Annotated in this window: 22 protein-coding genes; 13 read left to right on the top strand and 9 right to left on the bottom strand. The window is 60.0% G+C overall.

What is annotated here, in order from left to right; translation table 11 throughout:
* Window positions 1-80: 80 nt before the first annotated feature.
* From cysG to MJP36_RS13860, 6 genes are read right to left on the bottom strand one after another with little or no spacing between them, the layout of a single operon-like run.
* Complete coding sequence (cysG, locus tag MJP36_RS13885; RefSeq protein ID WP_244385572.1) at window positions 81-1,475, bottom strand: siroheme synthase CysG; 1,395 nt, start codon at window positions 1,473-1,475, stop codon at window positions 81-83.
* Window positions 1,476-2,756 (bottom strand): serine--tRNA ligase, encoded by a 1,281-nt coding sequence (gene serS / locus MJP36_RS13880; RefSeq protein WP_060755648.1) that lies wholly within the window; start codon window positions 2,754-2,756, stop codon window positions 1,476-1,478.
* Window positions 2,757-2,772: 16 nt separating this feature from the next.
* Window positions 2,773-3,147, bottom strand: coding sequence for a fluoride efflux transporter CrcB (crcB, locus tag MJP36_RS13875; protein WP_060755649.1), 375 nt, complete (start codon window positions 3,145-3,147; stop codon window positions 2,773-2,775).
* Window positions 3,147-4,469, bottom strand: coding sequence for a replication-associated recombination protein A (locus tag MJP36_RS13870; RefSeq protein ID WP_060755650.1), 1,323 nt, complete (start codon window positions 4,467-4,469; stop codon window positions 3,147-3,149). Before MJP36_RS13870 ends, crcB begins: the two co-directional genes overlap by 1 nt.
* Before the next feature lie 27 nt (window positions 4,470-4,496).
* Window positions 4,497-5,120, bottom strand: a complete 624-nt coding sequence (gene lolA / locus MJP36_RS13865) for an outer membrane lipoprotein periplasmic chaperone LolA (protein ID WP_244385571.1) — start codon at window positions 5,118-5,120, stop codon at window positions 4,497-4,499.
* 53 nt (window positions 5,121-5,173) lie between these two features.
* Window positions 5,174-7,582, bottom strand: a complete 2,409-nt coding sequence (locus MJP36_RS13860; protein ID WP_060755652.1) for a DNA translocase FtsK — start codon at window positions 7,580-7,582, stop codon at window positions 5,174-5,176.
* A 494-nt stretch (window positions 7,583-8,076) separates the two neighbouring features.
* Between MJP36_RS13860 and aat the strand changes: the two genes are divergently transcribed.
* The 3 genes from aat to infA all read left to right on the top strand — a co-directional run bounded on the left by aat (window position 8,077) and on the right by infA (window position 9,840).
* A complete protein-coding gene (gene aat / locus MJP36_RS13855) occupies window positions 8,077-8,757 on the top strand; it encodes a leucyl/phenylalanyl-tRNA--protein transferase (protein WP_244385570.1) in 681 nt (226 codons plus the stop codon).
* A gap of 56 nt (window positions 8,758-8,813) precedes the next feature.
* On the top strand, window positions 8,814-9,521 hold the full coding sequence (locus MJP36_RS13850; protein ID WP_060755654.1) for an arginyltransferase: 708 nt from the start codon (window positions 8,814-8,816) through the stop codon (window positions 9,519-9,521).
* 100 nt (window positions 9,522-9,621) lie between these two features.
* Window positions 9,622-9,840, top strand: a complete 219-nt coding sequence (gene infA, locus MJP36_RS13845; protein WP_002553999.1) for a translation initiation factor IF-1 — start codon at window positions 9,622-9,624, stop codon at window positions 9,838-9,840.
* A 193-nt stretch (window positions 9,841-10,033) separates the two neighbouring features.
* On the opposite strand, the gene clpA is transcribed toward infA, so the two are convergent.
* Window positions 10,034-12,304, bottom strand: coding sequence for an ATP-dependent Clp protease ATP-binding subunit ClpA (gene clpA, locus MJP36_RS13840; protein WP_060755655.1), 2,271 nt, complete (start codon window positions 12,302-12,304; stop codon window positions 10,034-10,036).
* 29 nt (window positions 12,305-12,333) lie between these two features.
* Window positions 12,334-12,702: an ATP-dependent Clp protease adapter ClpS gene (clpS, locus tag MJP36_RS13835; protein WP_060755656.1), complete on the bottom strand. Its 369-nt coding sequence runs from the start codon at window positions 12,700-12,702 to the stop codon at window positions 12,334-12,336.
* A gap of 224 nt (window positions 12,703-12,926) precedes the next feature.
* Between clpS and cspD the strand changes: the two genes are divergently transcribed.
* On the top strand, window positions 12,927-13,196 hold the full coding sequence (cspD, locus tag MJP36_RS13830) for a cold shock domain-containing protein CspD (RefSeq protein WP_145977759.1): 270 nt from the start codon (window positions 12,927-12,929) through the stop codon (window positions 13,194-13,196).
* A 76-nt stretch (window positions 13,197-13,272) separates the two neighbouring features.
* Here cspD and icd read toward each other — a convergent pair whose 3' ends face one another.
* On the bottom strand, window positions 13,273-14,529 hold the full coding sequence (gene icd, locus MJP36_RS13825) for an NADP-dependent isocitrate dehydrogenase (RefSeq protein ID WP_244385569.1): 1,257 nt from the start codon (window positions 14,527-14,529) through the stop codon (window positions 13,273-13,275).
* A gap of 495 nt (window positions 14,530-15,024) precedes the next feature.
* Here icd and MJP36_RS13820 point away from each other — a divergent pair, with 495 nt between their 5' ends.
* The 9 genes from MJP36_RS13820 (at window position 15,025) to aceA (ending at window position 25,577) form a co-directional block, all read left to right on the top strand.
* Window positions 15,025-17,250: an NADP-dependent isocitrate dehydrogenase gene (locus tag MJP36_RS13820; RefSeq protein ID WP_060755658.1), complete on the top strand. Its 2,226-nt coding sequence runs from the start codon at window positions 15,025-15,027 to the stop codon at window positions 17,248-17,250.
* A 127-nt stretch (window positions 17,251-17,377) separates the two neighbouring features.
* On the top strand, window positions 17,378-17,824 hold the full coding sequence (locus MJP36_RS13815; protein WP_060755659.1) for an NUDIX hydrolase: 447 nt from the start codon (window positions 17,378-17,380) through the stop codon (window positions 17,822-17,824).
* A 59-nt stretch (window positions 17,825-17,883) separates the two neighbouring features.
* Window positions 17,884-19,008 carry a tRNA 2-thiouridine(34) synthase MnmA gene (mnmA, locus tag MJP36_RS13810; protein ID WP_104994142.1) on the top strand — a complete coding sequence of 375 codons (1,125 nt, stop codon included), beginning with the start codon at window positions 17,884-17,886 and terminating at the stop codon, window positions 19,006-19,008.
* Entirely contained in the window at window positions 19,005-19,628 is a 624-nt protein-coding gene (hflD, locus tag MJP36_RS13805) for a high frequency lysogenization protein HflD (RefSeq protein WP_046068637.1), read from the top strand. The genes mnmA and hflD overlap by 4 nt, the downstream gene beginning before the upstream one ends.
* Window positions 19,629-19,751: 123 nt before the next feature.
* On the top strand, window positions 19,752-21,122 hold the full coding sequence (purB, locus tag MJP36_RS13800; protein WP_010209589.1) for an adenylosuccinate lyase: 1,371 nt from the start codon (window positions 19,752-19,754) through the stop codon (window positions 21,120-21,122).
* A gap of 84 nt (window positions 21,123-21,206) precedes the next feature.
* Complete coding sequence (locus MJP36_RS13795) at window positions 21,207-22,373, top strand: ribosomal protein uL16 3-hydroxylase (RefSeq protein WP_060755661.1); 1,167 nt, start codon at window positions 21,207-21,209, stop codon at window positions 22,371-22,373.
* A complete protein-coding gene (locus tag MJP36_RS13790) occupies window positions 22,366-22,788 on the top strand; it encodes a GNAT family N-acetyltransferase (RefSeq protein ID WP_060755662.1) in 423 nt (140 codons plus the stop codon). The genes MJP36_RS13795 and MJP36_RS13790 overlap by 8 nt, the downstream gene beginning before the upstream one ends.
* Window positions 22,789-23,018: 230 nt before the next feature.
* Window positions 23,019-23,756, top strand: coding sequence for a secretin N-terminal domain-containing protein (locus tag MJP36_RS13785; protein ID WP_244385568.1), 738 nt, complete (start codon window positions 23,019-23,021; stop codon window positions 23,754-23,756).
* 495 nt (window positions 23,757-24,251) lie between these two features.
* Entirely contained in the window at window positions 24,252-25,577 is a 1,326-nt protein-coding gene (gene aceA, locus MJP36_RS13780; protein ID WP_060755664.1) for an isocitrate lyase, read from the top strand.
* The last annotated feature ends 607 nt before the right edge of the window (window positions 25,578-26,184 follow it).

Below are 26,184 nucleotides of genomic sequence, written 5' to 3'. Positions count from 1 at the left end.
CATCGGGAGCAAGCCCCCCCTCCCACACTCTGGAATGCATTCCAATGTGGGAGGGGGCTTGCTCCCGATGCTCTTGAGGCTTAAAGCTGTTCCTGAGCGCCCTCGAACCACTTCAGTTTTTCGCGCAACACGACCACCTCGCCGACGATGACCAACGTCGGCGCATGCACTTCATGCTCCGCCACCATGCGTGGTAAATCGGCCAGGGTGCCGGTAAACACGCGCTGGTTGGACGTGGTGCCCTGCTGGATCAGCGCCGCCGGGGTGTCGGCCGAACGCCCGTGCTTGATCAACTGCTCGCAGATGATCGGCAAGCCAATCAACCCCATGTAGAACACCAGGGTCTGCGACGGCCCTACCAGGTCCAGCCAAGGCAGGTCCGAAGTCCCGTCTTTGAGGTGCCCAGTGATAAAACGCACCGACTGCGCATAATCGCGGTGCGTCAGGGGAATCCCGGCATACGCCGCGCAACCACTGGCGGCCGTGATTCCCGGCACCACCTGGAACGGAATGCCATGGGCCGCCAGTTCCTCGATCTCTTCGCCGCCACGACCAAAGATGAACGGGTCGCCCCCTTTGAGACGCAGCACGCGCTTGCCTTGCTTGGCCAGGTCCACCAGTTGCTGGTTGATCTGGTCCTGCGGCACGGCATGGTCGGCGCGACGCTTGCCGACATACACGCGCTCGGCATCGCGACGGCACAATTCGAGAATCGCCGGTGCCACCAAGCGGTCATACAGCACCACATCGGCTTGCTGCATCAAGCGCAGGGCGCGAAAGGTCAGCAGGTCGGGGTCACCTGGGCCTGCACCCACCAAATACACCTCGCCCGGTGCATAGGGCGGTGCACCGTTGACCTTCTCGATCAGCAGACGCTCGGCTTCAGCGCCCTGCCCGGCCAGTTGGCGGTCGGCAATCGGCCCCTGGAAAACCTCTTCCCAGAACGCCCGGCGTTGCTGCACATCCGGGTACAAACCCTTGACCTGCGCACGAAAACGCGCCGCCAACCCGGCCAACTGGCCGTAGGTGGACGGAATCCAGGTCTCCAGCTTGGCCCGGATCAACCGCGCCAGCACCGGCGCATCGCCACCGCTGGAGACGGCAATCACCAGCGGCGAGCGGTCGACAATCGCCGGGAAGATCACGCTGCACAACGCCGGCGCATCCACCACATTGACCGGCACGCAACGGCGCTTGGCATCGCTGGACACCTGCGCGTTCAGGGGCTCGTCGTCGGTTGCCGCGATGATCAGGGTGCAACCGTCGAGGTCGGCCTCCTGATAACCGCGCAAAATCAGTTCCCCGCCAATGCCCAGCACCAGTTCACGCAACTGGTCTTCGATCTGGGGAGCAACCACCCGCAGCAACGCACCGGCGTCGGCCAGCAGCCGGGATTTGCGCAAGGCAATCTCCCCGCCACCGACGACCAACACTCGACTGCCGCGCAGGTTATGAAACAGCGGCAGAAATTCCATTTAGGCGATGACCTCAACGCCCGCCATGTACGGCTTGAGCACCTCAGGCACGCGGATCGAACCGTCAGCCTGCTGGTAGTTTTCCAGCACGGCCACCAGGGTACGGCCTACCGCCAGCCCCGAACCGTTGAGTGTGTGTACCAACTCCGGCTTGCCGGTTTCCGGGTTACGGAAACGCGCCTGCATACGACGGGCCTGGAAGTCGCCACAGTTGGAGCACGACGAAATCTCGCGATATTTGCCCTGGCTTGGCACCCACACTTCGAGGTCGTAGGTCTTCACGGCGCTGAAGCCCATGTCGCCGGTGCACAGCGCCAGTACGCGGTACGGCAGTTCGAGCAGTTGCAGGACGCGCTCGGCGTTGGCGGTCAGGCCTTCCAGGGCGTCCATCGAGGTCGACGGCTCGACGATCTGCACCATCTCGACCTTGTCGAACTGGTGCTGGCGGATCATGCCGCGGGTGTCGCGGCCCGATGCACCGGCTTCGCTACGGAAGCATGGGCTGTGAGCCACGAACTTCAACGGCAGTTGCTTGGCGTCGAGGATCTCGCCGGAGACGATGTTGGTCAGCGACACTTCGGCGGTCGGGATCAGGTACAGGTCGGCCTCGCCTTCGCGGCTGATCTTGAACAGGTCCTCTTCGAACTTCGGCAGCTGGCTGGTGCCCATCAACGCCGGGGCCTGCACCAGGTAAGGCGTGTAGGCTTCCTCGTAACCGTGCTCGGCGGTGTGCAGGTTGATCATGAACTGCGCCAGGGCGCGATGCAGGCGGGCCACCGGGCCACGCAGCAAGGAGAAACGCGCGCCGGACATCTTGGCGGCGGTTTCGAAATTCAGGCCGCCGGTCAGTTCACCCAGGGCAACGTGGTCCTTGATCTCGAAATCAAAGGCTTTTGGCGTGCCCCAACGGCGCACTTCGACGTTGCCGTCTTCGTCTTCACCGACCGGCACCGATTCGTGCGGGATGTTAGGGATGCCCAGCAGGATCGAATCCAGCTCGGACTGGATCTTGTCCAGCTCGACCTTGCCTTCGGACAACTCAGTGCCCATCCGCTCGACGTCCGCCATCAACGGCGCGATGTCTTCGCCGCGCTGCTTGGCCTGACCGATGGATTTGGAACGCGCATTTCGCTCAGCCTGCAGTGCTTCGGTGCGGGTCTGGACGGTCTTGCGCTGTTCTTCCAGCGCTTCGATGCGCGCAACATCCAAGGCAAAGCCACGGGATGCCAGGCGGTCCGCTACGTCCTGAAGGTTGCTACGTAACAGTTTGGAATCGAGCATGTCGGTCTCTCGTTTATCAAAGTTTGGTCAAGGACAGGCCGGCCCAGGTGGCGAGCAGCCCGCCGAACACGCTGATGCCCAGGTAACCGAAGGCTACCAGGGCCTGCCCGCTTTCCAGCAGGCGCACCGTATCCAGTGAAAAGGATGAAAAGGTCGTCAGACCGCCTACAAAGCCGACAATCAAGCCGGCGCGAATTTCAATCGGCACTTCCGGGCGCAGCAGGAACCAGCCGTACAACAGCCCGATGATCAGGCAACCGACCAGGTTGACCGCCAGCGTCGCCATATAAAAATGCTTCGGCCAATTGGCGCTGACCCAGGTCCCCGTGGCGAAACGCAATAATGTACCAGCGATGCCGGCAACGGACACGGCAAGAATCGTCTTGAGCACTACTTTCTCCGCTGCCTGGGGCTGAGTCGATCGAGTTGAGCGAGGTGATTGAGCTTTTCACCGATCTTCAGCTCCAGGCCCCGGGGCACCGGCTGGTAGAACGGCTGCGGGTCCAGCGCGTCGGGGAAGTAGTCTTCACCGGCGGCATAGGCATCGGGTTCGTCGTGGGCGTAGCGGTATTCGTCGCCATAACCCAGCTGCTTCATCAGCTTGGTCGGCGCATTGCGCAGGTGCAGCGGCACTTCGAGCGAGCCATGCTCGGCGGCGGCGCGCAAGGCCGACTTGAACCCCATGTACACCGCGTTGCTTTTCGGGGCGCACGCCAGGTAAGTAATGGCCTGGGCCACGGCCAGTTCGCCTTCCGGGCTGCCGAGGCGTTCCTGCACTTCCCATGCGGCGAGGCACAGGCTCAAGGCACGTGGGTCGGCGTTGCCGATGTCCTCACTGGCCATGCGCACCACGCGCCGCGCCAGGTAGAGCGGGTCGCAACCACCGTCGATCATGCGTGCAAACCAATACAACGCGCCATCGGGGTTGGAGCCTCGCACCGACTTGTGCAGCGCGGAGATCTGGTCGTAGAACGCCTCGCCGCCCTTGTCGAAACGACGACGGGTGTCGCCCAGCAGGCTTTGCAGCAGCTCGACGCCGATTTCGTGGCCGTCCTCGGCCAGGTCGGAGGCGTTTTCCAGCAGGTTGAGAAAGCGTCGGCCATCACCGTCGGCGGCAGTCAGCAAAATCTTGAAGGCTTCGTCGCCAACCGTCAGTTGGCGCTTGCCCAGGCCCTTGTCTTCGCTCAAGGCTCGGTGCAGCAGCTTCTGCATCGCCGCTTCATCCAGGCTCTTGAGCACGTAGACCCGCGCCCTCGAGAGCAAGGCGTTATTGAGTTCAAACGATGGGTTTTCGGTGGTGGCACCGATAAAGATCAGCGTGCCGTCTTCGACATACGGCAAAAACGCATCCTGCTGCGACTTGTTGAAGCGATGGACTTCGTCAACGAACAGGATGGTGCGCTTGCCGTACTGCCCGGCCTGCTGCTTGGCGACTTCCACCGCCTGGCGGATCTCCTTGACCCCGGCGAGTACCGCCGAGACCGTTTCGAAGTGAGCATCCGAGACTTTTGCCAGAAGCCGCGCCAGGGTGGTCTTGCCCACCCCCGGCGGCCCCCAGAAAATCATCGAATGCAGCGCACCCTGCTCCAGGGCTTCACGCAATGGCTTGCCGCGAGCGAGCAGGTGTTCCTGACCGACGTACTCATCCAGGTTGGTCGAGCGCAAGCGCGCGGCCAGGGGCTGAGCAATCGGGTCACTTCGAAACAGATCCATGGGCAGCGTTTGAAACCTCTGGGAGATTTATTCCTGGATCACGTCGGCACCCTTGGGGATGTCGAACTTGAACCTGGAAGCGGGTACAGGCTGGTTGGCCTTGACGCCGGAGAACAGGATATCGGTGCGCTGGCCAACACTGTCGACCAGGCGCATGTTGTTGATCACGCCATTGCCGAATGACAACGACAGCGTATCAAACAGCGTGTCCTTGGATTTGGGCTTGAGGGTGAACTCGATCACGTTGCTGGTTTGCTTGGACGTGATATCGAAGCTGTCGTTGATTTTCGATACGTCGCCCGACAGCAGCAGCGCCGGCGTCTGGTTCAGGCGCGGGTCGAGCTTCTTGATGGTCGCCTGCTCCAGGTCCGGGTCCCACAGGGTGACCTTCTGGCCGTCGGAGACGATGGTCTGCTCAGACTTGCCTTCCGTATGCCAGTAGAACAGGCCAGGACGCTGCACGGCCATTTCGCCGGCGGTTTCCTGCAACTGGGTACCACCGGCATCCAGGGTCAACTGGGAGAAGCGCGCGGTCAGGGTCTGGGATTTGTCCAACAGGTTCTTCAGGCTGGCGACGGAGGCCGGGTCAGCGTGAGCCGAAACAGCGGTCAGGGCCAGTGCCGGCAACAACAGCATGCGGATAAGACGCATGGGAGTCCTCATTGAGTGTCAGGGCGCGCCGTGTGTGGCCACACGGCGCGGGATCAGTCGCGCATCTGCCCGGGGGCGATGACTTCACGCGAGCCGTTGGTATTCATTGCGGTCACGACACCGGCCATTTCCATGGCTTCGATCATGCGGGCGGCGCGGTTGTAGCCGATTTTCAGTTTGCGCTGCACGGCAGAAATCGAGGCGCGGCGGCTTTCCAGTACGAACGCCACGGCTTCGTCGTAGAGGGCGTCGGTTTCAGCATCGTCGTCTCCCCCGCCGCCGCCGTTTTCAAAGCCGCTGCCGGCTTCTTCGACGCCGTTGAGGATGTCGTCGTTGTACTCGGGAGCGCCACGCAGTTTCCAGGCCTCCACCACGCGGTGCACTTCATCGTCGGAGACGAACGCACCGTGAACCCGGATCGGCAGGCTGGTACCCGGTGGCATGTAGAGCATGTCACCGTGACCCAGCAGTTGCTCGGCGCCGCCCTGGTCGATGATGGTACGCGAGTCGATCTTGCTCGAGACCTGGAACGCCATGCGTGTCGGGATGTTGGCCTTGATCAGACCGGTGATCACATCCACCGAGGGACGCTGGGTCGCCAGGATCAAGTGAATACCGGCCGCACGGGCCTTCTGGGCGATACGGGCGATCAGCTCTTCGACCTTCTTGCCGACGATCATCATCATGTCGGCGAATTCGTCGACCACCACCACGATGGTCGGCAGCTTGGTCAGTTTCGGCGCTTCGTCGTGAATGCTTTCACGCTTGTACAGAGGATCATCAATGGTCTCGCCGCGCTCCTGGGCTTCCTTGATCTTGGCATTGAAGCCCGACAGGTTACGCACGCCCATCTTCGCCATGAGCTTATAGCGGCGCTCCATCTCAGCGACGCTCCAGCGCAGAGCGTTGGCGGCGTCCTTCATGTCGGTGACCACCGGGCACAGCAGATGCGGGATGCCTTCGTAGATCGACAGTTCCAACATCTTCGGGTCGATCATGATCAGCTTGGCGTCGTCCGGGCCGGATTTGAACAGGATCGACAGGATCATCGCGTTCACACCCACCGACTTACCGGAACCGGTGGTACCGGCCACCAGCAGGTGCGGCATTTTCGCAAGGTCAGTGATCACCGGCTTGCCGCCGATGTCATGGCCTAGGGCCAGGGTGACCGGCGACTTGAAGTTGTCGTATTCCGGCGTCGACAGCACCTCGGAAAAGCGCACGATCTGACGGTCTTCGTTAGGAATCTCGATCCCCACGGTGGTCTTGCCCGGGATCACTTCCACCACACGCACACTGGTCACGGCCAGGGAGCGGGCCAGGTCCTTGGCCAGGTTGGCGATGCGGCTGACCTTCACGCCAGCGGCCGGCTGGATTTCGTAGCGGGTAATCACCGGGCCTGGGTGGATGGAGTCCACCGCCACTTCCACGCCGAACTCCTTGAGCTTGATTTCCAGCAAGTGACCGACGGCCGCCAGGGATTCGGGCGAATAGTTGAGTTGTTTCTTTTCGGCCGGATCGAGAATCGAGATCGGTGGCAAGGTGCCTTCGATCGCGCTGTCGATAAACAACGGTGCCTGTTTCTCTTTTTGCACACGATGGCTGGGCTCGGGCGCCTTGACGGGCGCAGGAGCGATCACCGGCGGCACCTGTTTCTCGCGGTCCGACATATGCTTGCTCAGCGCCTGCTCGCGTTCGATCAGGCGCTCCTTGACCTTGGCCTGCTCGCGGCGGTCCGGCGTGCTCGGGGCCACGACTTCGTTGACGCGGGTATCGACTTCGCGCAACTGCGCAACCATGCGCTTGCGCTCGACCCGAGCCGCCCACCAGCGGTTGGCGGCGCCCTGGAACAGTTCGAACAGGTCCAGGGTGATCTTTCCGGTCACGTCCATCACCTTGAACCACGACAGGTCAGTGAACACCGTGAGGCCGAACAGGAACAAGGCGATGAACATCAGGGTGCTGCCCTGGATGTTCAAGGTCCTGCGCGCCAGGTCGCCCAGGCTCTCACCCAGCGCCCCGCCCGCGCCGGCCGGCAGGCCGGTGGGTGCATGAAAATGGATATGGGCCAGCGCCGCGCCGGACAGCACCAGGAAAACCAGGCCGATCAGGCGCCAGGAGAACAGCCAGCCGCTCCACTGCCAAGGTTCATGGCGTTGACGGAAGATCTGCCAGGTCTTGATCGCCAGCAGCAACGGGAAGATGTAAGCGAAGTAACCCAGCACCATGAACAGGATATCGGCGCTGTAGGAACCGGCCGGGCCGCCGAAGTTCTGCACGTCTTCGATCTTGCTGTTGTGACTCCAGCCCGGATCGTCCTTGCCGTACGTGAGCAAGGCCATCATCAGAAACAGGCAGAGCGCGCCGATGGCGATCAGCGCACCTTCCTTGAGTCGATAATGCAGGTGCTGGCGCCAGGCCGGCACGACTGCTGCTTTAGGTGTTGCGGCGGATTTCTTCAAAACGGGTCTATTCCTGCGCTTAGCGCGTCCATCTGTTGAATAACTGTAAATACTGCCCAATCCGAGCAGCTGAAAAATGAACGAACGTCGTTGAATCTACTTTTAACACCGAGCGGTGGCTGGATGAAACGGCGATAACGCCACAATGCCCGCATTGTACGGGTTTGTGTGCCTGATGCCACGCCCTCGCCCGTCGCCGAGCAGCACCGCCAATCCAAGTGTCACAGCATGTTCAATTTGAGCACGCATTGTCTTTGCTGACAAAGGCTTATGAGGTGTTTTTATCAATCCAGGCAAGCTTGGCAATTGGCCTGCAGGGCTCAGACCCGATTACGACCACACCTCACGCACAGAGTTGCAGAAACACCCGCGTACGCCAAACCACGCCAACGCCGGATTCGGGCTGGCCCCGCAGCGCTGCGTCGATAATAATCCCCCTTGCGCGGCAGGCGCCCGACCTGCCACTCCCCTCCCCTACCGTAAGCCTGGATGCCATGCTGACCTGGTTGCAACGCGACTCCCTCACATTTCCGCCGCTGGCCAAGGCCATGCGCGAACCCAATGGCCTGCTGGCCGCCGGTGGCGACCTGTCGGCCGAACGGCTGATCCAGGCTTATCGCCACGGGTGCTTCCCCTGGTTCTCGGAAGGCCAGCCGATCCTCTGGTGGTCACCGGATCCGCGCACGGTCATATTCCCTGACGAGCTGCATGTTTCTCGCAGCCTCGAAAAGCTGCTGCGCCAACAGCGCTACAGCGTGACCTTCGACCAGGACTTCGCAGCCGTCATCCAGGCCTGCGCAGCGCCCCGAGTCTACGCCGACGGCACCTGGATCACAGATAGCATACAAAGCGCCTACCTGGCGCTGCACCAGCGCGGGATCGCGCATTCGGTAGAGGTATGGGACGACGGCAAACTGGTCGGTGGCCTGTACGGCCTGGCCATGGGCCAACTGTTCTTCGGCGAATCCATGTTCAGCCGCGCCGATAACGCTTCGAAAGTCGGCTTTGCAACACTCACCCGGCAATTGCAGGCCTGGGGTTTTGTACTGATCGACTGCCAGATGCCCAACAACCACCTGCACAGCCTGGGCGCCCGTGCCATACCGCGCAGCGAATTTGCAGCCTTCCTGCGCAACCATCTGGATCAACCCAGCACTGGCCCGTGGGTTTCCTAGGCGACTTCCTCGCACCTGGCTTACACTTATTTCAAAGCTTATCCCGAGGGTTGATCATGACCGAGCTGGCACGCTTGAAGTTTTATGCCACTCAAGCCCACTCTTGCAGCTATCTGCCCGATGAGCAGGCCACCACGCTGTTCCTCGACCCCAGCCAGCCCATGGATGTGCATGTGTACGCCGATTTATCGGAAATGGGCTTTCGACGCAGCGGCGACCACCTGTACCGACCTCATTGCCAGAACTGCAATGCTTGCGTACCGGCGCGCATCCCGGTTGCGCAGTTTTTACCCGACCGCAATCAGAAGCGCATCCTCAAGCGCAATGCCGACCTGTCGGTAAAGGCCACCACGCCACGGTATACCGAAGAATATTTCGACCTTTACCAGCGCTACATCGAGCAACGCCACGCCGATGGCGACATGTTTCCGCCCAGCCGCGATCAATTTTCCACGTTCCTGGTGCGCGACCTGCCCTTCTCGCGCTTTTATGAATTCCGCCTGGATGGCCGCCTGCTGGCCGTGGCCGTAACCGATCTGCTGCCCAATGGCCTGTCGGCGGTCTACACCTTCTATGAGCCAGACGAAGATCGCCGCAGCCTGGGGCGCTTCGCGATCCTGTGGCAAATCGGCGAAGCCTTGCGCCTGGAACTGGAGGCGGTGTACCTCGGGTACTGGATAAAAAACTGCAAAAAGATGAATTATAAGACCCAATATCGGCCGATTGAGCTGCTGATTAATCAAAGATGGGTCACGCTTAACTAGAACCCCTTGGCGGGAACACCCTTTTTCGGGCACAATGCACGCCGCTTTTGCCTGGCGCAGTTGCACCGGGCCATTCACTGGACACCGAGGGCTTTACTGCATGTCGAAAGAAGACAGCTTCGAAATGGAAGGCACTGTCGTCGACACCCTGCCCAACACCATGTTTCGCGTGGAGTTGGAAAATGGGCACGTCGTAACCGCGCATATCTCCGGCAAGATGCGCAAGAACTACATTCGTATTCTTACCGGTGACAAAGTGCGCGTCGAGCTGACGCCCTATGACTTGAGCAAAGGGCGCATCACTTACCGCGCTCGCTAAGCTAGTCAATACAAAACGCCCGGTTATGCCGGGCGTTTTTGTTTGCATAGAGTTTTGCCGAGATCACAAAACCCATGTGGGAGGGGGCTTGCTCCCGATAACAATGGACCAGGCAACCAATCTGTTGCTGAACCACCGCTATCGGGAGCAAGCCCCCTCGCACAAGGTGCTTTTGCGCTGCTGCAGTAAACTGTCAGGCCATTTCAGCCGTGGTTTCGAACTCGAAGGTCAATTCGCCGTCCTTCAGATCGATATGCACCACGCCACCATGGTCGGACAATTCGCCGAACAGGATTTCTTCAGCCAACGGCCGCTTGATCTTGTCCTGGATCAGACGAGCCATTGGGCGAGCACCCATTGCCGCGTCGTAGCCACCTTCGGCCAGCCAATTGCGCGCCGCGTCCGTAACATCCAGCTGCACGCGCTTGTCTTCCAGCTGCGCCTGAAGCTCGGTGAGGAACTTGTCCACCACACTCTTGATGACCTCATGGCTGAGGCGACCAAACTGGATAATGGTGTCCAGACGGTTGCGGAACTCCGGTGTAAAGCTCTTCTTGATCACTTCCATGGCATCGGAAGAATGATCCTGATGGCTGAAACCGATCGAAGCCCGCGCAGCCGTTTCGGCACCGGCGTTGGTGGTCATGATCACAATCACATTGCGGAAGTCCGCCTTGCGCCCGTTGTTGTCGGTCAGGGTCCCGTGATCCATGACCTGCAACAGCAGGTTGAAGACTTCCGGGTGGGCCTTCTCGATTTCGTCGAGCAGCAACACGCAATGCGGCTGCTTGGTGATTGCCTCAGTCAACAGGCCGCCCTGGTCGAAACCGACATAGCCCGGAGGCGCGCCGATCAGGCGCGACACAGTGTGACGCTCCATGTATTCGGACATGTCGAAACGCACCAGCTCAATGCCCATGGCCTTGGCCAACTGCCGCGCCGCTTCGGTCTTGCCGACGCCGGTAGGGCCGGCGAACAGGAACGAACCGACAGGTTTGTCCGGTGACTTGAGCCCCGCACGGGACAGCTTGATCGCCGTGGACAACGAGTCAATGGCCGCATCCTGACCGAACACCGTCAGCTTGAGGTCGCGCTCCAGGTTACGCAGCAGCTCTTTATCGGAGCTGGTGACGTGTTTTGGCGGAATCCGTGCGATTTTCGCCACGATATCCTCAACCTGAGGCACGTCGATGCGTTTCACACGTTTCTCGACCGGCTGCAGGCGCTGGAAGGCCCCCGCTTCGTCGATCACATCGATAGCCTTGTCGGGCATGTGCCGGTCGTTGATATAGCGCGACGCCAGCTCAGCCGCCGAACGCAGCGCCTCATCGGTGTACTCGATGCCGTGGTGCGCCTCGAAACGCCCCTTGAGGCCGCGCAGAATGCCGATGGTGTCTTCAACCGACGGCTCGGACACGTCAACTTTCTGGAAGCGGCGTGCGAGCGCGCGGTCTTTTTCGAAGATGCCGCGAAATTCCTGGAACGTCGTCGAGCCGATGCAACGGATATCACCCGACGAGAGCAACGGCTTGAGCAGGTTGGACGCATCCATCACGCCACCGGATGCCGCACCGGCACCAATGATGGTGTGGATTTCATCAATGAACAGGATTGCCTGCGGGCGTTTTTTCAGTTCGCCGAGCAGCGCCTTGAAACGCTTCTCGAAGTCGCCACGGTATTTGGTCCCGGCGAGCAATGCACCCAGGTCCAGGGAGTAGACGACGCTGTTGGCCAGCAGGTCAGGCACCTGGTTATCGACGATGCGCTTGGCCAGGCCTTCGGCAATCGCGGTTTTACCCACGCCGGCCTCGCCGACCAGCAACGGATTGTTCTTGCGACGACGCGCAAGGATCTGCGCTACACGCTCAACCTCCAGCTCACGCCCCACCAGCGGATCGATCCGCCCCTGGCGCGCCAGCTCATTGAGGTTGCTGGCATAGGCATCCAGCGGGTTGCTTGAAGAAGAAGACTCACCGCCCTCGTCGTCCTGCATATCCTGCTCACCTTCGGAATGATCGCCGTGCCCAGGCACTTTGGAGATACCGTGGGCGATGTAGTTGACGACATCAATACGGGCAACGCTCTGCTGCTTGAGCAGGAACACTGCCTGGCTTTCCTGTTCGCTGAAAATCGCCACAAGCACATTGGCGCCTGTGACTTCACGCTTACCGGAGCTCTGTACGTGGAAAACAGCACGCTGCAATACCCGCTGAAAGCCCAGGGTCGGCTGGGTTTCACGGTCCTCGTCATGCACGGGGATCAGTGGCGTGGTGGAGTCGATAAACTCCTGCAGGTCATGCTTGAGTTTGTCGAGGTTGGCGCCGCACGCACGCAGAACGGTGGCGGCAGCTTCATTATCCAAAAGTGCCAGCAGCAGGTGCTCGACGGTCATGAACTCATGACGTTTCGAGCGAGCCTCCTTGAAGGCAAGATTGAGGGTGACTTCGAGCTCGCGGTTTAACATAGCTTCACCTCATACCCAAGTGGTCGGCGTTAACCGTCCTTCTCGATTTCACAGAGTAGCGGATGCTGGCTTTCCCTGGCGTACTGGTTGACCTGCATGGCCTTTGTCTCGGCGATGTCGCGGGTAAACACTCCACATACTGCCCGTCCTTCTGTGTGAACGGCCAGCATTACCTTGGTCGCCAACTCGCGGTTCAGGTTAAAAAACACCTCGAGCACTTCGACGACGAAATCCATCGGTGTGTAGTCATCATTAAACAAAACCACCTTGTACATGGGCGGCGCCTGTAGAGCAGGCTTGGCCTCCTGAACAGCAATGCCTGCAGAGCCGTCCTCGTCATGTTCCTGATCCGGGCGATCCTGATTGAATGTTAGTCGAATCTGGCTATTTGCATGCATGGAAAGAAAGGTTCGTCAGTGGTTCAAATACAGTGGTGGGGGCGCCCTGCCAGAATTTCAACTCTGACCGATTGGTCGCCTTGACTATCGGAAAATCGGTGATACAACCAATAGAACCCACATTGGGTAAAAAAGGTCCGCGCAGTCAACCTTATTTATTCGGGTTAGGACGGATAAACTGGATGATACTCCAGTGATGGAGTCTGGTGCAGAGGGATATGGGCATGACTAGCGGTAAGGTCAAGTGGTTCAACAATGCCAAGGGTTTCGGCTTCATCAATGAAGACGACAAGGACGGAGAAGACCTTTTTGCGCATTATTCGGCAATTAAAATGGATGGTTATAAAACACTGAAAGCGGGCCAAGCGGTGAGCTTTGACATCATTCAGGGACCGAAAGGACTGCACGCCGTGAACATCTGTGCAGTTGCGGCTGACGCCAGCACAAAAACCGCCACCCCCACCGCTCAAAAAGAAAAAAAATTAACGGTCTGAACGACCACGAGCGTGTGAGCAGCGATAAAAAACGGCCACCCCAATCAATTTGGAGTGGCCGTTTTTTTACCTCCTCTTACATATGCGAAATCAGCGCCTCACCAAAACCCGATGACGATACGAGTTTTGCGCCGTCCATCAGCCGTTCGAAGTCGTAGGTCACAGTCTTCGCGGAAATGGCGCCGTTGGTGCCCTTGATGATCAGGTCAGCCGCCTCGGTCCAGCCCATGTGGCGCAGCATCATCTCTGCCGAGAGGATCAGCGAGCCTGGGTTGACCTGGTCCTTGCCCGCATACTTGGGCGCCGTACCGTGGGTCGCCTCGAACATCGCCACGGTGTCGGACAGGTTGGCCCCCGGGGCAATGCCAATACCGCCCACTTCGGCCGCCAAGGCGTCGGAGAGGTAGTCGCCGTTCAGGTTGAGCGTGGCGATCACGTCATATTCAGCCGGGCGCAACAGGATCTGCTGGAGCATGGCGTCGGCAATGGCATCCTTGACCACCACATTCTTGCCGGTCTTGGGGTTCTTGAACTGCATCCAGGGACCGCCATCCAGCAAGGTCGCGCCGAATTCTTCAGCCGCCACTTCGTAGGCCCACTCCTTGAAGGCACCCTCAGTGAATTTCATGATGTTGCCTTTGTGCACGATGGTCAGCGAATCGCGGTCGTTATCCACCACATATTGCAGGGCCTTGCGCGCCAGGCGCCGAGTGCCTTCCCTGGAGACCGGCTTGACGCCAATCCCGCAATCCTGATCGAAACGGATCTTGGTGACGCCCATTTCTTCCTTCAGGAACTTGATCACCTTGATCGCTTCCGGCGAACCGGCTTTCCACTCGATCCCCGCGTAAATGTCTTCGGAGTTTTCGCGGAAGATGGTCATGTCCACATCCCCCGGCTTCTTGACCGGGCTCGGCACACCCTCAAACCAGCGCACCGGACGCAGGCATACATAGAGGTCAAGTTGCTGACGCAGGGCCACGTTCAACGAACGGATACCGCCACCGACCGGCGTGGTGAGCGGGCCTTTGATGGACACCACGTAATCCCTGACTGCATCCAGGGTTTCCTGGGGCAGCCAGGTGTCCTGGTCGTAGACTTGAGTTGCTTTTTCGCCGGCATAAACCTCCATCCAGGAGATTTTGCGCTTGCCGCCGTACGCCTTTTGAACAGCTGCATCGACAACCTTGATCATCACCGGGCTGATATCGACACCAATGCCGTCGCCTTCGATGTAGGGGATGATCGGGTTATCAGGAACATTGAGAGAATGGTCTGCATTGACGGTGATTTTGTCGCCGGCTGCCGGAACCTGAATCTTCTTGTATCCCATGCTGAACTCCATCTTTGGATTGAACATCTGGCTGCGTTCGAGCCTACTCCAGATAAATGACGACTGAAACCTCACGCCACGCTCATTTGCATCGAAAACAGCATATTTAGTCGCCTACAAGCTTGAAACAAAAGGCAAAATCGCCAATCTTGAGCACATCATGCAACTTAGGTCGCAACGCGGTACCTGCGACCTTTAGACCAATGGACGACACACCTTTTGTATGAAGGCTCGGCGTAAGCATAGCGACCTATGTATAATGCCGCCGCTGACCCAAGAGTCACGACAGCCGACCGCTCTGGAACAGGTGCCCTCGGCTCGCAAAGCAGGACTATTACAATAGTCCACCCGCTTGACGCTCGACTGATGCAACCCAACATCACCGCGAAGAAACCTCGACATTTCGCTCATGGATGGCTTTGAACGAACGCGCTCCACCCGGCGCATCTCGAGTTTCTGCGCACGCTTTCAGCAAAGAAGAGAGTTAATCCGAATATGCCCACCCGCTCGAAGATCATCTACACCTTCACCGACGAAGCCCCTGCCCTCGCCACCTATTCACTGCTGCCTATCGTAGAGGCCTTCACCGCTTCCGCTGATATTGCCGTGGAAACCCGCGACATCTCCCTGGCCGCGCGCATCCTGGCAAGCTTCCCCGAGCAACTGGGCACCAAGGCCGTCCCGGACCACCTCGCCGAGCTGGGCGCCCTGGCCGTTACGCCTGAAGCCAACATCATCAAGCTGCCTAACATCAGCGCCTCGACCCCGCAGCTGCAAGCCGCGATCAAGGAACTGCAGGCCCAGGGCTATGCCCTGCCGGACTACCCGGAAACCGTAACCACCGACGCGGAAAAAGAAACCCGCGCACGTTACGACAAGGTCAAGGGCAGCGCCGTGAACCCGGTCCTGCGCGAAGGCAACTCCGATCGCCGCGCACCCCTGTCGGTCAAGAACTACGCACGCAAGCACCCGCACAAAATGGGCGCCTGGGCTGCCGACTCCAAGTCCCACGTTGCGCACATGAGCAACGGCGACTTCTACGGCAGCGAAAAAGCCGTACAGATCGAGGCCGCTGACGCCGTCAAAATCGCGCTGGTTGCCCAAGACGGCACCACCACCGTCCTGAAAGAAAAGACCAATGTGCAAGCCGGCGAGATCATCGACACCGCCGTGATGAGCAAAAGCGCCCTGCGCTCGTTCATCGCCGCCGAGATCGAAGATGCCAAGAAACAAGGCGTGCTGCTGTCGGTTCACCTCAAAGCCACCATGATGAAGGTCTCCGACCCGATCATGTTCGGCCAGATCGTTGCCGAGTTCTATAAAGACGCCCTGGCCAAGCACGCCACCGTGCTCGAGCAGATCGGCTTCAACCTGAACAACGGCATCGGCGACCTGTACGCCCGCATCAAGACCCTGCCGGCCGACCAGCAAGCCCAGATCGAAGCGGACATTCAGGCGGTCTACGCCGCTCGCCCTTCCCTGGCGATGGTCAACTCCGACAAAGGCATCACCAACCTGCACGTACCAAGCGACGTGATCGTCGACGCCTCGATGCCGGCCATGATCCGCGACTCCGGCAAGATGTGGGGCACCGACGGTCAACTGCACGACACCAAGGCAGTGATCCCGGATCGCTGCTACGCCACCATCTACCAGGCCGTCATCGAAGACTGCAAGGCCAATGGCGCCTTCGACCCGACCACCATGGGCAGCGTGCCGAACGTTGGCCTGATGGCGAATAAAGCCGAAGAGTACGGCTCCCACGACAAGACCTTCCAGATCAAGGCTGACGGCGTGGTTCGCGTCACCGACAGCAAGGGCAACCTGCTGATGGAACAGAAAGTCGAGGCCGGCGATATCTTCCGCATGTGCCAGACCAAAGACGCGCCGATCCAGGATTGGGTCAAGCTCGCCGTTAACCGCGCCCGTGCCAGCAATACCCCGGCAATCTTCTGGCTGGACCCCAAGCGTGCACACGACGGCGTCGTGGTCGAGAAAGTTCAGGCTTACCTGAAAGACCACAACACCGAAGGCCTGGACATCCGCATCATGTCGCCGGTCGACGCGATGAAGTTCACCCTGGAGCGTACCCGCAAGGGCCTGGACACCATCTCGGTGACCGGCAACGTACTGCGCGACTACCTGACCGACCTGTTCCCGATCATGGAACTGGGCACCAGCGCCAAGATGCTGTCGATCGTGCCGTTGATGAATGGCGGTGGCCTGTTCGAAACCGGCGCCGGCGGCTCGGCACCAAAACACGTGCAGCAACTGCTGGAAGAAAACTTCCTGCGCTGGGACTCCCTGGGCGAATTCCTGGCCCTGGCCGCCTCGCTTGAGCATTTGGGTGTGACCTACAACAACCCGAAAGCCCTGGTATTGTCCAAGACCCTGGACCAGGCCACCGGCCAGTTCCTCGACAACAACAAGTCGCCATCACGCAAAGTCGGCAACATCGACAACCGTGGCAGCCACTTCTACCTGGCGCTGTACTGGGCACAAGCCCTGGCCGCCCAGACCGAAGACGCTGCACTGCAAGCGCAATTCGGCGAACTGGCAAAAACCCTGGCCGAGAACGAAGCAACCATCGTTGCCGAGCTCAACGCAGTACAGGGCAAGCCAGTGGATATCGGCGGCTACTACGCGCCGAACCCGGAACTGACCAGCAAAGCCATGCGCCCAAGCAACACCCTCAACGCGGCGATTGCCAAGTTGAAGTAAGGTTGTAAGGATGCAAAGAAGCCCCGGCCCCGTGCCGGGGTTTCTGTTTCCAGCGTTTAACTGAAGAAACACAATCTCTGTGTGGGAGGGGGCTTGCCCCCTCCCACTCTGAATCGAGAGGCCTCCCATGACCTGGCAACCCCACATCACCGTCGCCACCATCGTCGAAGACAACGGCCGCTTCCTCATGGTCGAAGAGCTCAAAGGCGGCCGCGCCGTACTCAACCAGCCCGCCGGCCACCTCGACCCGCATGAGAGCCTGACCGAGGCCGCCGTCCGCGAAACCCTCGAAGAAACCGGCTGGGACGTCGAAGCCACCGGTATTGTCGGGATCTACCTGTATACCGCCCCCAGCAATGGCGTGACCTATCAACGGGTCTGCTTCATCGCCAAGGCACTCAAACATCACCCGGACTATTCACTCGACGATGGCATCATCCGCGCCCGCTGGCTGACCCGCGACGAGCTGATGGCCTTGCGCGACGACTGGCGCAGCGAGTTGATCATCCGCTGCATCGATGATTATCTGGCCGGACAGCGCCACAGTCTCGAATTGATCCGCCCTTCCCTTTAGCCTTGCGCGCGCTAGCCTGTTAGAATCGCGTCCTTTTTCAAGACACCCGTTGAAACCCTATGCGTGATCCAGCCCCTTCTGACACACCAAAGAAGCGCGTCATCGTCGGCATGTCCGGCGGCGTGGACTCTTCCGTTTCCGCCGTTCTGCTCATGGAGCAGGGTTATGAGGTGGAAGGCCTGTTCATGAAGAACTGGGAAGAAGACGATGGCACGGAATATTGCACCGCCATGGACGACCTGGCGGACGCCCAGGCCGTGTGCGACAAGATCGGCATCAAGCTGCACACCGCCAACTTCGCCGCCGAGTACTGGGACAACGTGTTCGAGCACTTCCTGGCCGAATACAAGGCCGGCCGCACGCCGAACCCGGACATCCTGTGCAACCGTGAAATCAAGTTCAAGGCGTTCCTCGACTACGCCATGATGCTCGGCGCCGACCTGATCGCCACTGGCCACTACGTGCGCCGCCGCGATATCGATGGCCGCACCGAACTGCTCAAGGGCCTGGACCCGAACAAGGACCAGAGCTACTTCCTGCACGCCGTCGGCGGTGAACAGATCGCCAAGACCCTGTTCCCGGTGGGCGAACTGGAAAAACCAGAAGTGCGCAAGATCGCCGAGAAACACGGCCTGGCCACTGCCAAGAAGAAGGACTCCACCGGCATCTGCTTTATTGGCGAGCGCCGCTTCAGCGACTTCCTCAAGCAATACCTGCCCGCGCAACCGGGCGAGATCAAGACCACCGACGGTGAAGTGATCGGCCGCCACCACGGCCTGATGTACCACACCATCGGCCAGCGCCAGGGCCTGGGCATTGGCGGCTTGAAAGACGCCGGGGAAGAGCCGTGGTACGTGCTGGTCAAGGACCTGGAACACAACGAACTGATCGTTGGCCAGGGCAATGAGCACCCGCTGCTGTTCTCCGGCGCCTTGCTGGCCTCCGAGATCTACTGGGTCAACCCGATCGACCTGAGCACCCCGCGCCGCCTGACGGCCAAGGTGCGCTATCGCCAGAGCGACCAGCCCTGCACCCTGGAAAAAACCGCCAACGGCTATCGCGCCATCTTCGATGACCCGCAGCGCGCAGTCACTCCCGGCCAGTCCGTCGTCTTCTATGACGGTGAAATCTGCCTGGGCGGTGGCGTGATTGAAGTCGCCGAAGCGTGGAGCAGCCCGGCATGAGCCCGACCCAGGAGCAATTGACGGCACTGGGCGGGGTTTTCCTCGCCGCGGTACTGGTGGACAAGATCGCCAAGACCGGCCAGGTCACCGAGGCCGGGCTGACCTGCATGCTTGGCAGCCTGCTGATCCGCGACCCCAAGGATACCCTGGAGGTCTACGGCGGCGATGACCTGGCGCTGCGTGAAGGTTATCGCGCACTGATCGGCGCCCTGGAACGCGACCCCAGCACCCTGCAACGCGAACCGCTGCGCTACGCCCTGTCGATGCTGGGCCTGGAGCGCCAGTTGGCCAAGCGCGACGACATGCTGGAAACCATCGGCAAACGCTTGCCGCAGATCCAGTCCCAGGTGGAACACTTCGGCCCGGCCCACGAAAACGTGATCGCGGCCTGTGGCGCGCTGTACCAGGACACCTTGAGCACATTGCGTCAGCGCATCCAGGTGCACGGCGACATGCGCAACCTGCAGCAACCGAACAACGCCTCGAAGATCCGCGCCCTGCTCCTGGCCGGTATTCGTTCGGCGCGGCTGTGGCGCCAATTGGGTGGTCATCGTTGGCAATTGGTGATCAGCCGGCGCAAATTGCTCAAAGAGCTTTACCCGTTGATGCGCAACGAATAAGTCGCAGCAACCCCAGTTTTGAAGCATTACGCGTAATACGCCGGTCAGTTGGCGACGGACCGGCGGATTTTTTCATGTATGATACGCGCCCCATTTCGTTGCCCGACTGTCCGAGAACACCCCATGCAGCTCTCTTCGCTCACTGCGGTTTCCCCTGTTGACGGCCGCTACGCCGGCAAAACCCAGGCCCTGCGCCCGATTTTCAGCGAATACGGTTTGATCCGTGCTCGTGTTCTGGTTGAAGTGCGCTGGCTCCAGCGCCTGGCCGCTCACCCCGCCATCAGCGAAGTGCCGGCGTTTTCCGCCGAAGCCAACGCTGTATTGAACACCCTGGCGGAAAACTTCTCCCTGGAGCACGCCGAGCGTGTCAAAGAGATCGAGCGCACCACCAACCACGACGTAAAAGCCATCGAGTACTTGCTCAAAGAGCAAGCGGCCAAGCTGCCGGAACTGGCCCAGGTCAGCGAATTCATCCACTTTGCCTGCACCAGCGAGGACATCAACAACCTGTCCCACGCCCTGATGCTGCGCGAAGGCCGTGATGACGTAATGCTGCCGCTGATGCGCCAGACCGCCAACGCCATCCGCGAACTGGCCATCCGCTTTGCCGACGTGCCGATGCTGTCGCGTACCCACGGCCAACCGGCTTCGCCGACCACCCTGGGCAAAGAACTGGCCAACGTGGTGTACCGCCTGGAGCGCCAGATCGCTCAAGTGGCGGCCGTACCGTTGCTGGGCAAGATCAACGGCGCCGTAGGCAACTACAACGCCCACCTGTCGGCCTACCCTGAGATCGACTGGGAAGCCAATGCCCGCGCCTTCATCGAAGACGAGCTGGGCCTGGGTTTCAACCCGTACACCACGCAGATCGAGCCGCATGACTACATCGCCGAGCTGTTCGACGCCATTGCGCGCTTCAACACCATCCTGATCGACTTCGATCGCGATATCTGGGGCTACATCTCCCTGGGCTACTTCAAGCAGCGCACCATTGCCGGTGAAATCGGTTCGTCGACCATGCCGCACAAGGTCAACCCGATCGACTTCGAAAACTCCGAAGGCAACCTCGGCATCGCCAACGCCCTGTTCCAGCACCTGGCCAGCAAGTTGCCAATCTCCCGCTGGCAGCGCGACCTGACCGACTCCACCGTGCTGCGCAACCTCGGCGTGGGTTTCGCACACAGCGTGATCGCGTACGAAGCCAGCCTCAAGGGCATCAGCAAGCTGGAGCTCAACGAGCAGAAAATTGCGGCCGACCTGGACGCTTGCTGGGAAGTCCTGGCCGAGCCGATCCAGACCGTGATGCGCCGCTACAACATCGAAAACCCTTACGAGAAGCTCAAGGAATTGACGCGCGGCAAGGGCATCAGCCCCGAAGCGCTGCAAACTTTCATCGACGGCCTGGACATGCCTGCCGCCGCCAAGGCCGAGCTGAAACTGCTTACTCCGGCCAACTACATCGGCAACGCTGTAGAGCAAGCCAAGCGCATCTGATCATAGCAAGACCCTTTGAGACGCCCGGCCGCGCCGGGCGTTTTTATTCCAGTCTGAAAAGTGCTTTTTTTCAATAGGTTACACATGAATCCTGATATCCCTCTTCAACTTCTGGGCGGCATCACAGCACGGGAATTCCTGCGCGACTACTGGCAGAAAAAGCCGCTGCTGATCCGCCAGGCCATCCCTGATTTCGAAAGCCCGATCGACGCCGACGAACTGGCCGGCCTGGCCCTGGAAGAAGAAGTCGAGTCGCGCCTGGTGATCGAACACGGTGAACGCCCGTGGGAACTGCGTCGCGGCCCGTTCGCTGAAGATGCTTTCAGCACCTTGCCCGAACGCGAATGGACCCTGCTGGTGCAGGCCGTGGACCAGTTCGTGCCGGAAGTGGCCGAGCTACTGGAGCAATTCCGTTTCCTGCCAAGCTGGCGCATCGACGATGTGATGATCAGCTTTGCCGCACCGGGAGGCAGCGTAGGCCCGCATTTCGATAACTACGACGTGTTCCTGCTGCAAGCCCAAGGCAAGCGCAACTGGAAGATCGGCCAGATGTGCAGCTCCGAAAGCGCGCTGCTGCAACACGCCGACCTGCGCATCCTCGCCGAATTCGAAGAGAGCGCCGAATGGGTACTGGAGCCGGGCGACATGCTCTACCTGCCACCCCGCCTGGCGCATTTCGGCATTGCCGAAGATGACTGCATGACCTACTCCGTCGGCTTCCGCGCCCCGAGCGCCGCCGAAGTGCTGACCCACTTCACCGACTTCCTCAGCCAGTACCTGACTGACGAAGAGCGCTACACCGACGCCGACGCCCAACCGGTCAGCGACCCGCACCAGATCCAGGGCGACGCACTGGACCGCCTCAAGAGCCTGCTGGCCGAGCACATGAGCGACGAGCGCATGCTGCTGACCTGGTTCGGCCAGTTCATGACCGAGCCACGCTACCCGGAACTGGTAGCCGGTGAGGACTTGGGTGAAGATGACTTTATCAACGCCCTTCAAGACGGTGCGATTTTGGTACGCAACCCGAGTGCGCGCCTGGCCTGGTCCGAAGTCGACGACGATGTGCTGCTGTTTGCCAGCGGCCAGAGCCGCTACCTGCCGGGCAAACTGCGCGAACTGCTGAAGCTGGTGTGCTCGGCTGACGCACTGCACAGCGAAAACCTCGGCGAATGGCTCGCCGACGAAGACGGTCGCGACCTGTTGTGCGAACTGGTCAAGCAAGGAAGCCTGGGGTTTGCCGATGAATAAGATTCACGTAAGTGTCGCGGACTGGCAAAAGGATATCGCTGAGATTCGGCGCATTCGTGAAGCGGTATTTATCGCCGAACAATCGGTTCCACCCGAGCTTGAATGGGACGCCGACGACGCCGGCGCGGTGCATTTCCTGGCATTCGAAGGCGACTTTCCGATCGGTACCGCCCGCCTGCTGCCCAGCGGCGAAATCGGGCGCGTATCGGTGCTCAAGGACTGGCGCGGGCTTAAAGTCGGCGACAAGCTGATGGAAGCCGTGATCGGTGCGGCCGAGCAACGCGGCCAGCGCAAGCAGTTCCTCAGCGCACAGGTCTATGCCGCGCCGTTCTATGAGCGGCTGGGCTTCAAGATCGTCAGCGAAGAATTCCTGGAAGTCGGAATTCCGCATGTTGATATGGTGCGTGAGGGCTGATTCAGGATCGAGTCGCTGCCATCGGGAGCAAGCCCCCTCCCACATTTTGACCGCGTTCCAAAGAATGACTCGGTCAAGTGTGGGAGGGGGCTTGCTCCCGATGGCTATTTCAGCGACACCAGCAATACCCTGCCCTGCCAGGGCATTTTGCCGTCTACGATTCAATTTGCGGCCTGCCGGGCCGACAAACTGGCACTATCACGCCTAATTGACTCGCAGAGATAACGGACATGTCCCTACGCACCCTGCTCATCGCACTCCTCCTGGCCGCCAGCGCCCCGGCCATGGCCGACACCGAAGTCGTCAACCTGAGCAATCGCACCAGCGCCGACCTCCTGCCCGTGGCGCAGAATTTCATCGGCAAGGACGGCAGCGTCAGCGCCTACGGTAACCAGCTTATCGTCAAGGCCGACCCCGGCAAGATCCAGGACCTGCGCGCACTGCTCGCGCAATTGGACACGCCCGCCAAACGCCTGCTGATCACCGTCGATACCAACGAAAACAATCAGCAAAACACCGGCGACAGCCAGACTCGCATCATCAGCTACGGCACTGCCAGCCGCGACGGCGGTGTCCAGCAGATCCAGGCGAGCGAAGGCGTGCCCGCGTTGATCCAGGTCGGTCAGAGCGTTCCGCTGACCACCACCCAGCAAGACAGCTACGGCCGCCTGCAAAACCAGACCCAGTATCGCAACGTCACCCAGGGCTTTTACGTCACCGCCAGCGTCACAGGCGAGACCGTACACCTGAGCATCAGTACCAACCGTGACCGCATGAGCCAGGAACGTCCCGATGTAGTGAACGTCCAGAGCACCGACACAACCGTCAGCGGGCGCCTGGGCGAGTGGATCCCCCTGGCCGGCATCAATCGCGAGACCCAGGCCGACAAATCCTCCACAACCCGCAGCTACTCTACCCAGGGCCGCGATGACCTGACTTTACGGGTCAAGGTCGACACCCTGAACTGAAGCACCGGAAACTGACTGATGAGTCGTATTAGACCAAAGATGTAGTGCTTTAAAAAAAGCACTACAAAACATTTGACGATCGAAAAAAGCCTGGGCATGATGGCCTCGCTCCCGCTAATCAGGGGCCCTGGCAAGGGCCTTCGGATCGCCGCTCCAAGCTACCCACCCGAGCCGATTCGTGTCTGTACCGCCCACAAGGTGTGTTTGACGAGGTTGCGACTGGAACGAAGTTGTCCCGAGGGACGGAAGCCAACCAGGTAACCCGGCTACACACTGATGGATCGTACCAAGGCCCACGACGCCCGAAGACCGTTCGCAGTTTGCCCCTACCTGCTCAATTCCACCCTTGAACCAATCGTTCATCCCGTCGCCTTCCCCGCCAAGCCCGGCTTGACCACCTGAGCTTCTGGTCAGCGAGCAGCCAAAACCACGCACTTACTACGTGGCTGGCAAATGGAATTTTCCACCTAGACCTATGCGACGAGGTTTTTCCCCATGGCACTGACACGCGAACAGCAAATTGCAGCCCTTGAAAAAGACTGGGCTGAAAACCCACGCTGGAAAGGCGTAACCCGCGCTTATTCCGCTGCTGACGTCGTCCGCCTGCGTGGCTCGGTTCAACCTGAGCACACCTTTGCAAAACTCGGCGCCGAGAAGCTGTGGAAGCTGGTCACCCAAGGTGCCAAGCCTTCCTTCCGTCCCGACAAAGATTTCGTCAACTGCATGGGCGCCCTCACTGGCGGCCAGGCAGTCCAACAGGTAAAAGCCGGTATCCAGGCGATCTACCTGTCCGGCTGGCAAGTGGCAGCGGACAACAACTCCGCTGAATCCATGTACCCCGACCAATCGCTGTACCCGGTGGACTCGGTGCCGACCGTGGTCAAGCGCATCAACAACTCGTTCCGTCGTGCCGACCAGATCCAGTGGAAAGCCGGCAAGAACCCGGGCGACGAAGGCTACATCGACTACTTCGCACCGATCGTGGCCGACGCTGAAGCCGGTTTCGGCGGCGTACTGAACGCCTACGAGCTGATGAAGAGCATGATCGAGGCCGGCGCTGCCGGCGTGCACTTCGAAGACCAGCTGGCTTCGGTGAAGAAATGCGGCCACATGGGCGGCAAGGTGTTGGTACCGACCCAGGAAGCTGTGCAGAAGCTGACCGCTGCGCGCCTGGCCGCTGACGTCGCCGGCACGCCAACCATCATCCTGGCGCGCACCGATGCCAACGCCGCCGATTTGCTGACCTCGGACTGCGACCCGTACGACAAGCCGTTCGTCACTGGCGAGCGCACCCAGGAAGGCTTCTACAAAGTACGCGCTGGCCTCGACCAGGCCATTGCCCGCGGCCTGGCCTATGCGCCGTATGCCGACCTGATCTGGTGCGAAACCGCCAAGCCTGACCTGGAAGAAGCCCGTCGTTTCGCCGAAGCGATCAAGAAGGAATACCCGGATCAACTGCTGTCCTACAACTGCTCGCCTTCTTTCAACTGGAAGAAGAACCTGGACGACGCGACCATCGCCAAGTTCCAGCGCGAACTGTCAGCCATGGGCTACAAGCACCAGTTCATCACCCTGGCCGGCATTCACAACATGTGGCACAGCATGTTCAACCTGGCGCACGACTACGCCCGCAACGACATGACCGCCTACGTGAAGCTGCAGGAGCAGGAGTTCGCTGACGCCGCCAAAGGCTATACCTTCGTGGCGCACCAGCAGGAAGTGGGCACCGGCTACTTCGACGACATGACCACCGTGATCCAGGGCGGCACCTCGTCCGTGACCGCGCTGACCGGTTCGACCGAAGAAGAGCAGTTCCACTAAGCACCGAGCAAACGGCCATTGCGGCCGCATGGAAGACCTAACCGCAATGCCGCAAAACAATCACGCCCCGACTGGTTCGGGGCGTTTTTTTTGCCTGCCACCCCCTCCCGACACCATGAAGATCACATTGTGGGAGGGGGCTTGCTCCCAATTGCGCTGGATCAGCCTCAGAAGTGTCGACTGACACCCCGCAATCGGGAGCAAGCCCCCTCCCACAGGGAATGCGGGCTCTCTGAGGATTTTGCGCAAAACATTGATCCAGGGCGGTATCTGCGCAAGCCTGGTCGGTTATAAGGATCCGTTCAGGCAACTAAGCGGCACTCAAGCAAGTAACGGCAACTTCTGCGCCCCCACCACAAACATCCGCTTAAAACCCACCCAAACAATATTCATTATCATTTAGAGCATGAGAACTTCTTTACAGCTAAAACAAAACATAATTGGTGAAAAGCCGGCTAATCCCCGCCCCGCAAGGGCTACAGCCCCACAAAGGTGCACTATGTGCTTATTCCATCGAATAATTTCGCTATCGGAATTTTACTTGCCCGGTGTTTAGCCATAAAATCACCGCGATTGATTGCAGTGCGACATATCGTCACTGCATCGT

Origin of the sequence: Pseudomonas palleroniana, from assembly GCF_022836895.1 — a bacterium.
In the GTDB taxonomy this organism is placed as follows: domain Bacteria; phylum Pseudomonadota; class Gammaproteobacteria; order Pseudomonadales; family Pseudomonadaceae; genus Aquipseudomonas; species Aquipseudomonas palleroniana.
This window is presented reverse-complemented; position numbering and strand designations above follow the sequence as displayed.

Coding starts and splice junctions, on each gene's coding strand:
- MJP36_RS13790 (WP_060755662.1), top strand. CDS start 22,366: ATGAATAAGATTCACGTAAGTGTCGCGGACTGGCAAAAGGATATCGCT.
- serS (WP_060755648.1), bottom strand. CDS start 2,756: ATGCTCGATTCCAAACTGTTACGTAGCAACCTTCAGGACGTAGCGGAC.
- lolA (WP_244385571.1), bottom strand. CDS start 5,120: ATGCGTCTTATCCGCATGCTGTTGTTGCCGGCACTGGCCCTGACCGCT.
- mnmA (WP_104994142.1), top strand. CDS start 17,884: ATGCGTGATCCAGCCCCTTCTGACACACCAAAGAAGCGCGTCATCGTC.
- hflD (WP_046068637.1), top strand. CDS start 19,005: ATGAGCCCGACCCAGGAGCAATTGACGGCACTGGGCGGGGTTTTCCTC.
- icd (WP_244385569.1), bottom strand. CDS start 14,529: ATGGGATACAAGAAGATTCAGGTTCCGGCAGCCGGCGACAAAATCACC.
- MJP36_RS13795 (WP_060755661.1), top strand. CDS start 21,207: ATGAATCCTGATATCCCTCTTCAACTTCTGGGCGGCATCACAGCACGG.
- MJP36_RS13815 (WP_060755659.1), top strand. CDS start 17,378: ATGACCTGGCAACCCCACATCACCGTCGCCACCATCGTCGAAGACAAC.
- MJP36_RS13785 (WP_244385568.1), top strand. CDS start 23,019: ATGTCCCTACGCACCCTGCTCATCGCACTCCTCCTGGCCGCCAGCGCC.
- MJP36_RS13850 (WP_060755654.1), top strand. CDS start 8,814: ATGACCGAGCTGGCACGCTTGAAGTTTTATGCCACTCAAGCCCACTCT.
- MJP36_RS13820 (WP_060755658.1), top strand. CDS start 15,025: ATGCCCACCCGCTCGAAGATCATCTACACCTTCACCGACGAAGCCCCT.
- MJP36_RS13870 (WP_060755650.1), bottom strand. CDS start 4,469: ATGGATCTGTTTCGAAGTGACCCGATTGCTCAGCCCCTGGCCGCGCGC.
- purB (WP_010209589.1), top strand. CDS start 19,752: ATGCAGCTCTCTTCGCTCACTGCGGTTTCCCCTGTTGACGGCCGCTAC.
- cspD (WP_145977759.1), top strand. CDS start 12,927: ATGACTAGCGGTAAGGTCAAGTGGTTCAACAATGCCAAGGGTTTCGGC.
- clpA (WP_060755655.1), bottom strand. CDS start 12,304: ATGTTAAACCGCGAGCTCGAAGTCACCCTCAATCTTGCCTTCAAGGAG.
- infA (WP_002553999.1), top strand. CDS start 9,622: ATGTCGAAAGAAGACAGCTTCGAAATGGAAGGCACTGTCGTCGACACC.
- aceA (WP_060755664.1), top strand. CDS start 24,252: ATGGCACTGACACGCGAACAGCAAATTGCAGCCCTTGAAAAAGACTGG.
- clpS (WP_060755656.1), bottom strand. CDS start 12,702: ATGCATGCAAATAGCCAGATTCGACTAACATTCAATCAGGATCGCCCG.
- cysG (WP_244385572.1), bottom strand. CDS start 1,475: ATGGAATTTCTGCCGCTGTTTCATAACCTGCGCGGCAGTCGAGTGTTG.
- aat (WP_244385570.1), top strand. CDS start 8,077: ATGCTGACCTGGTTGCAACGCGACTCCCTCACATTTCCGCCGCTGGCC.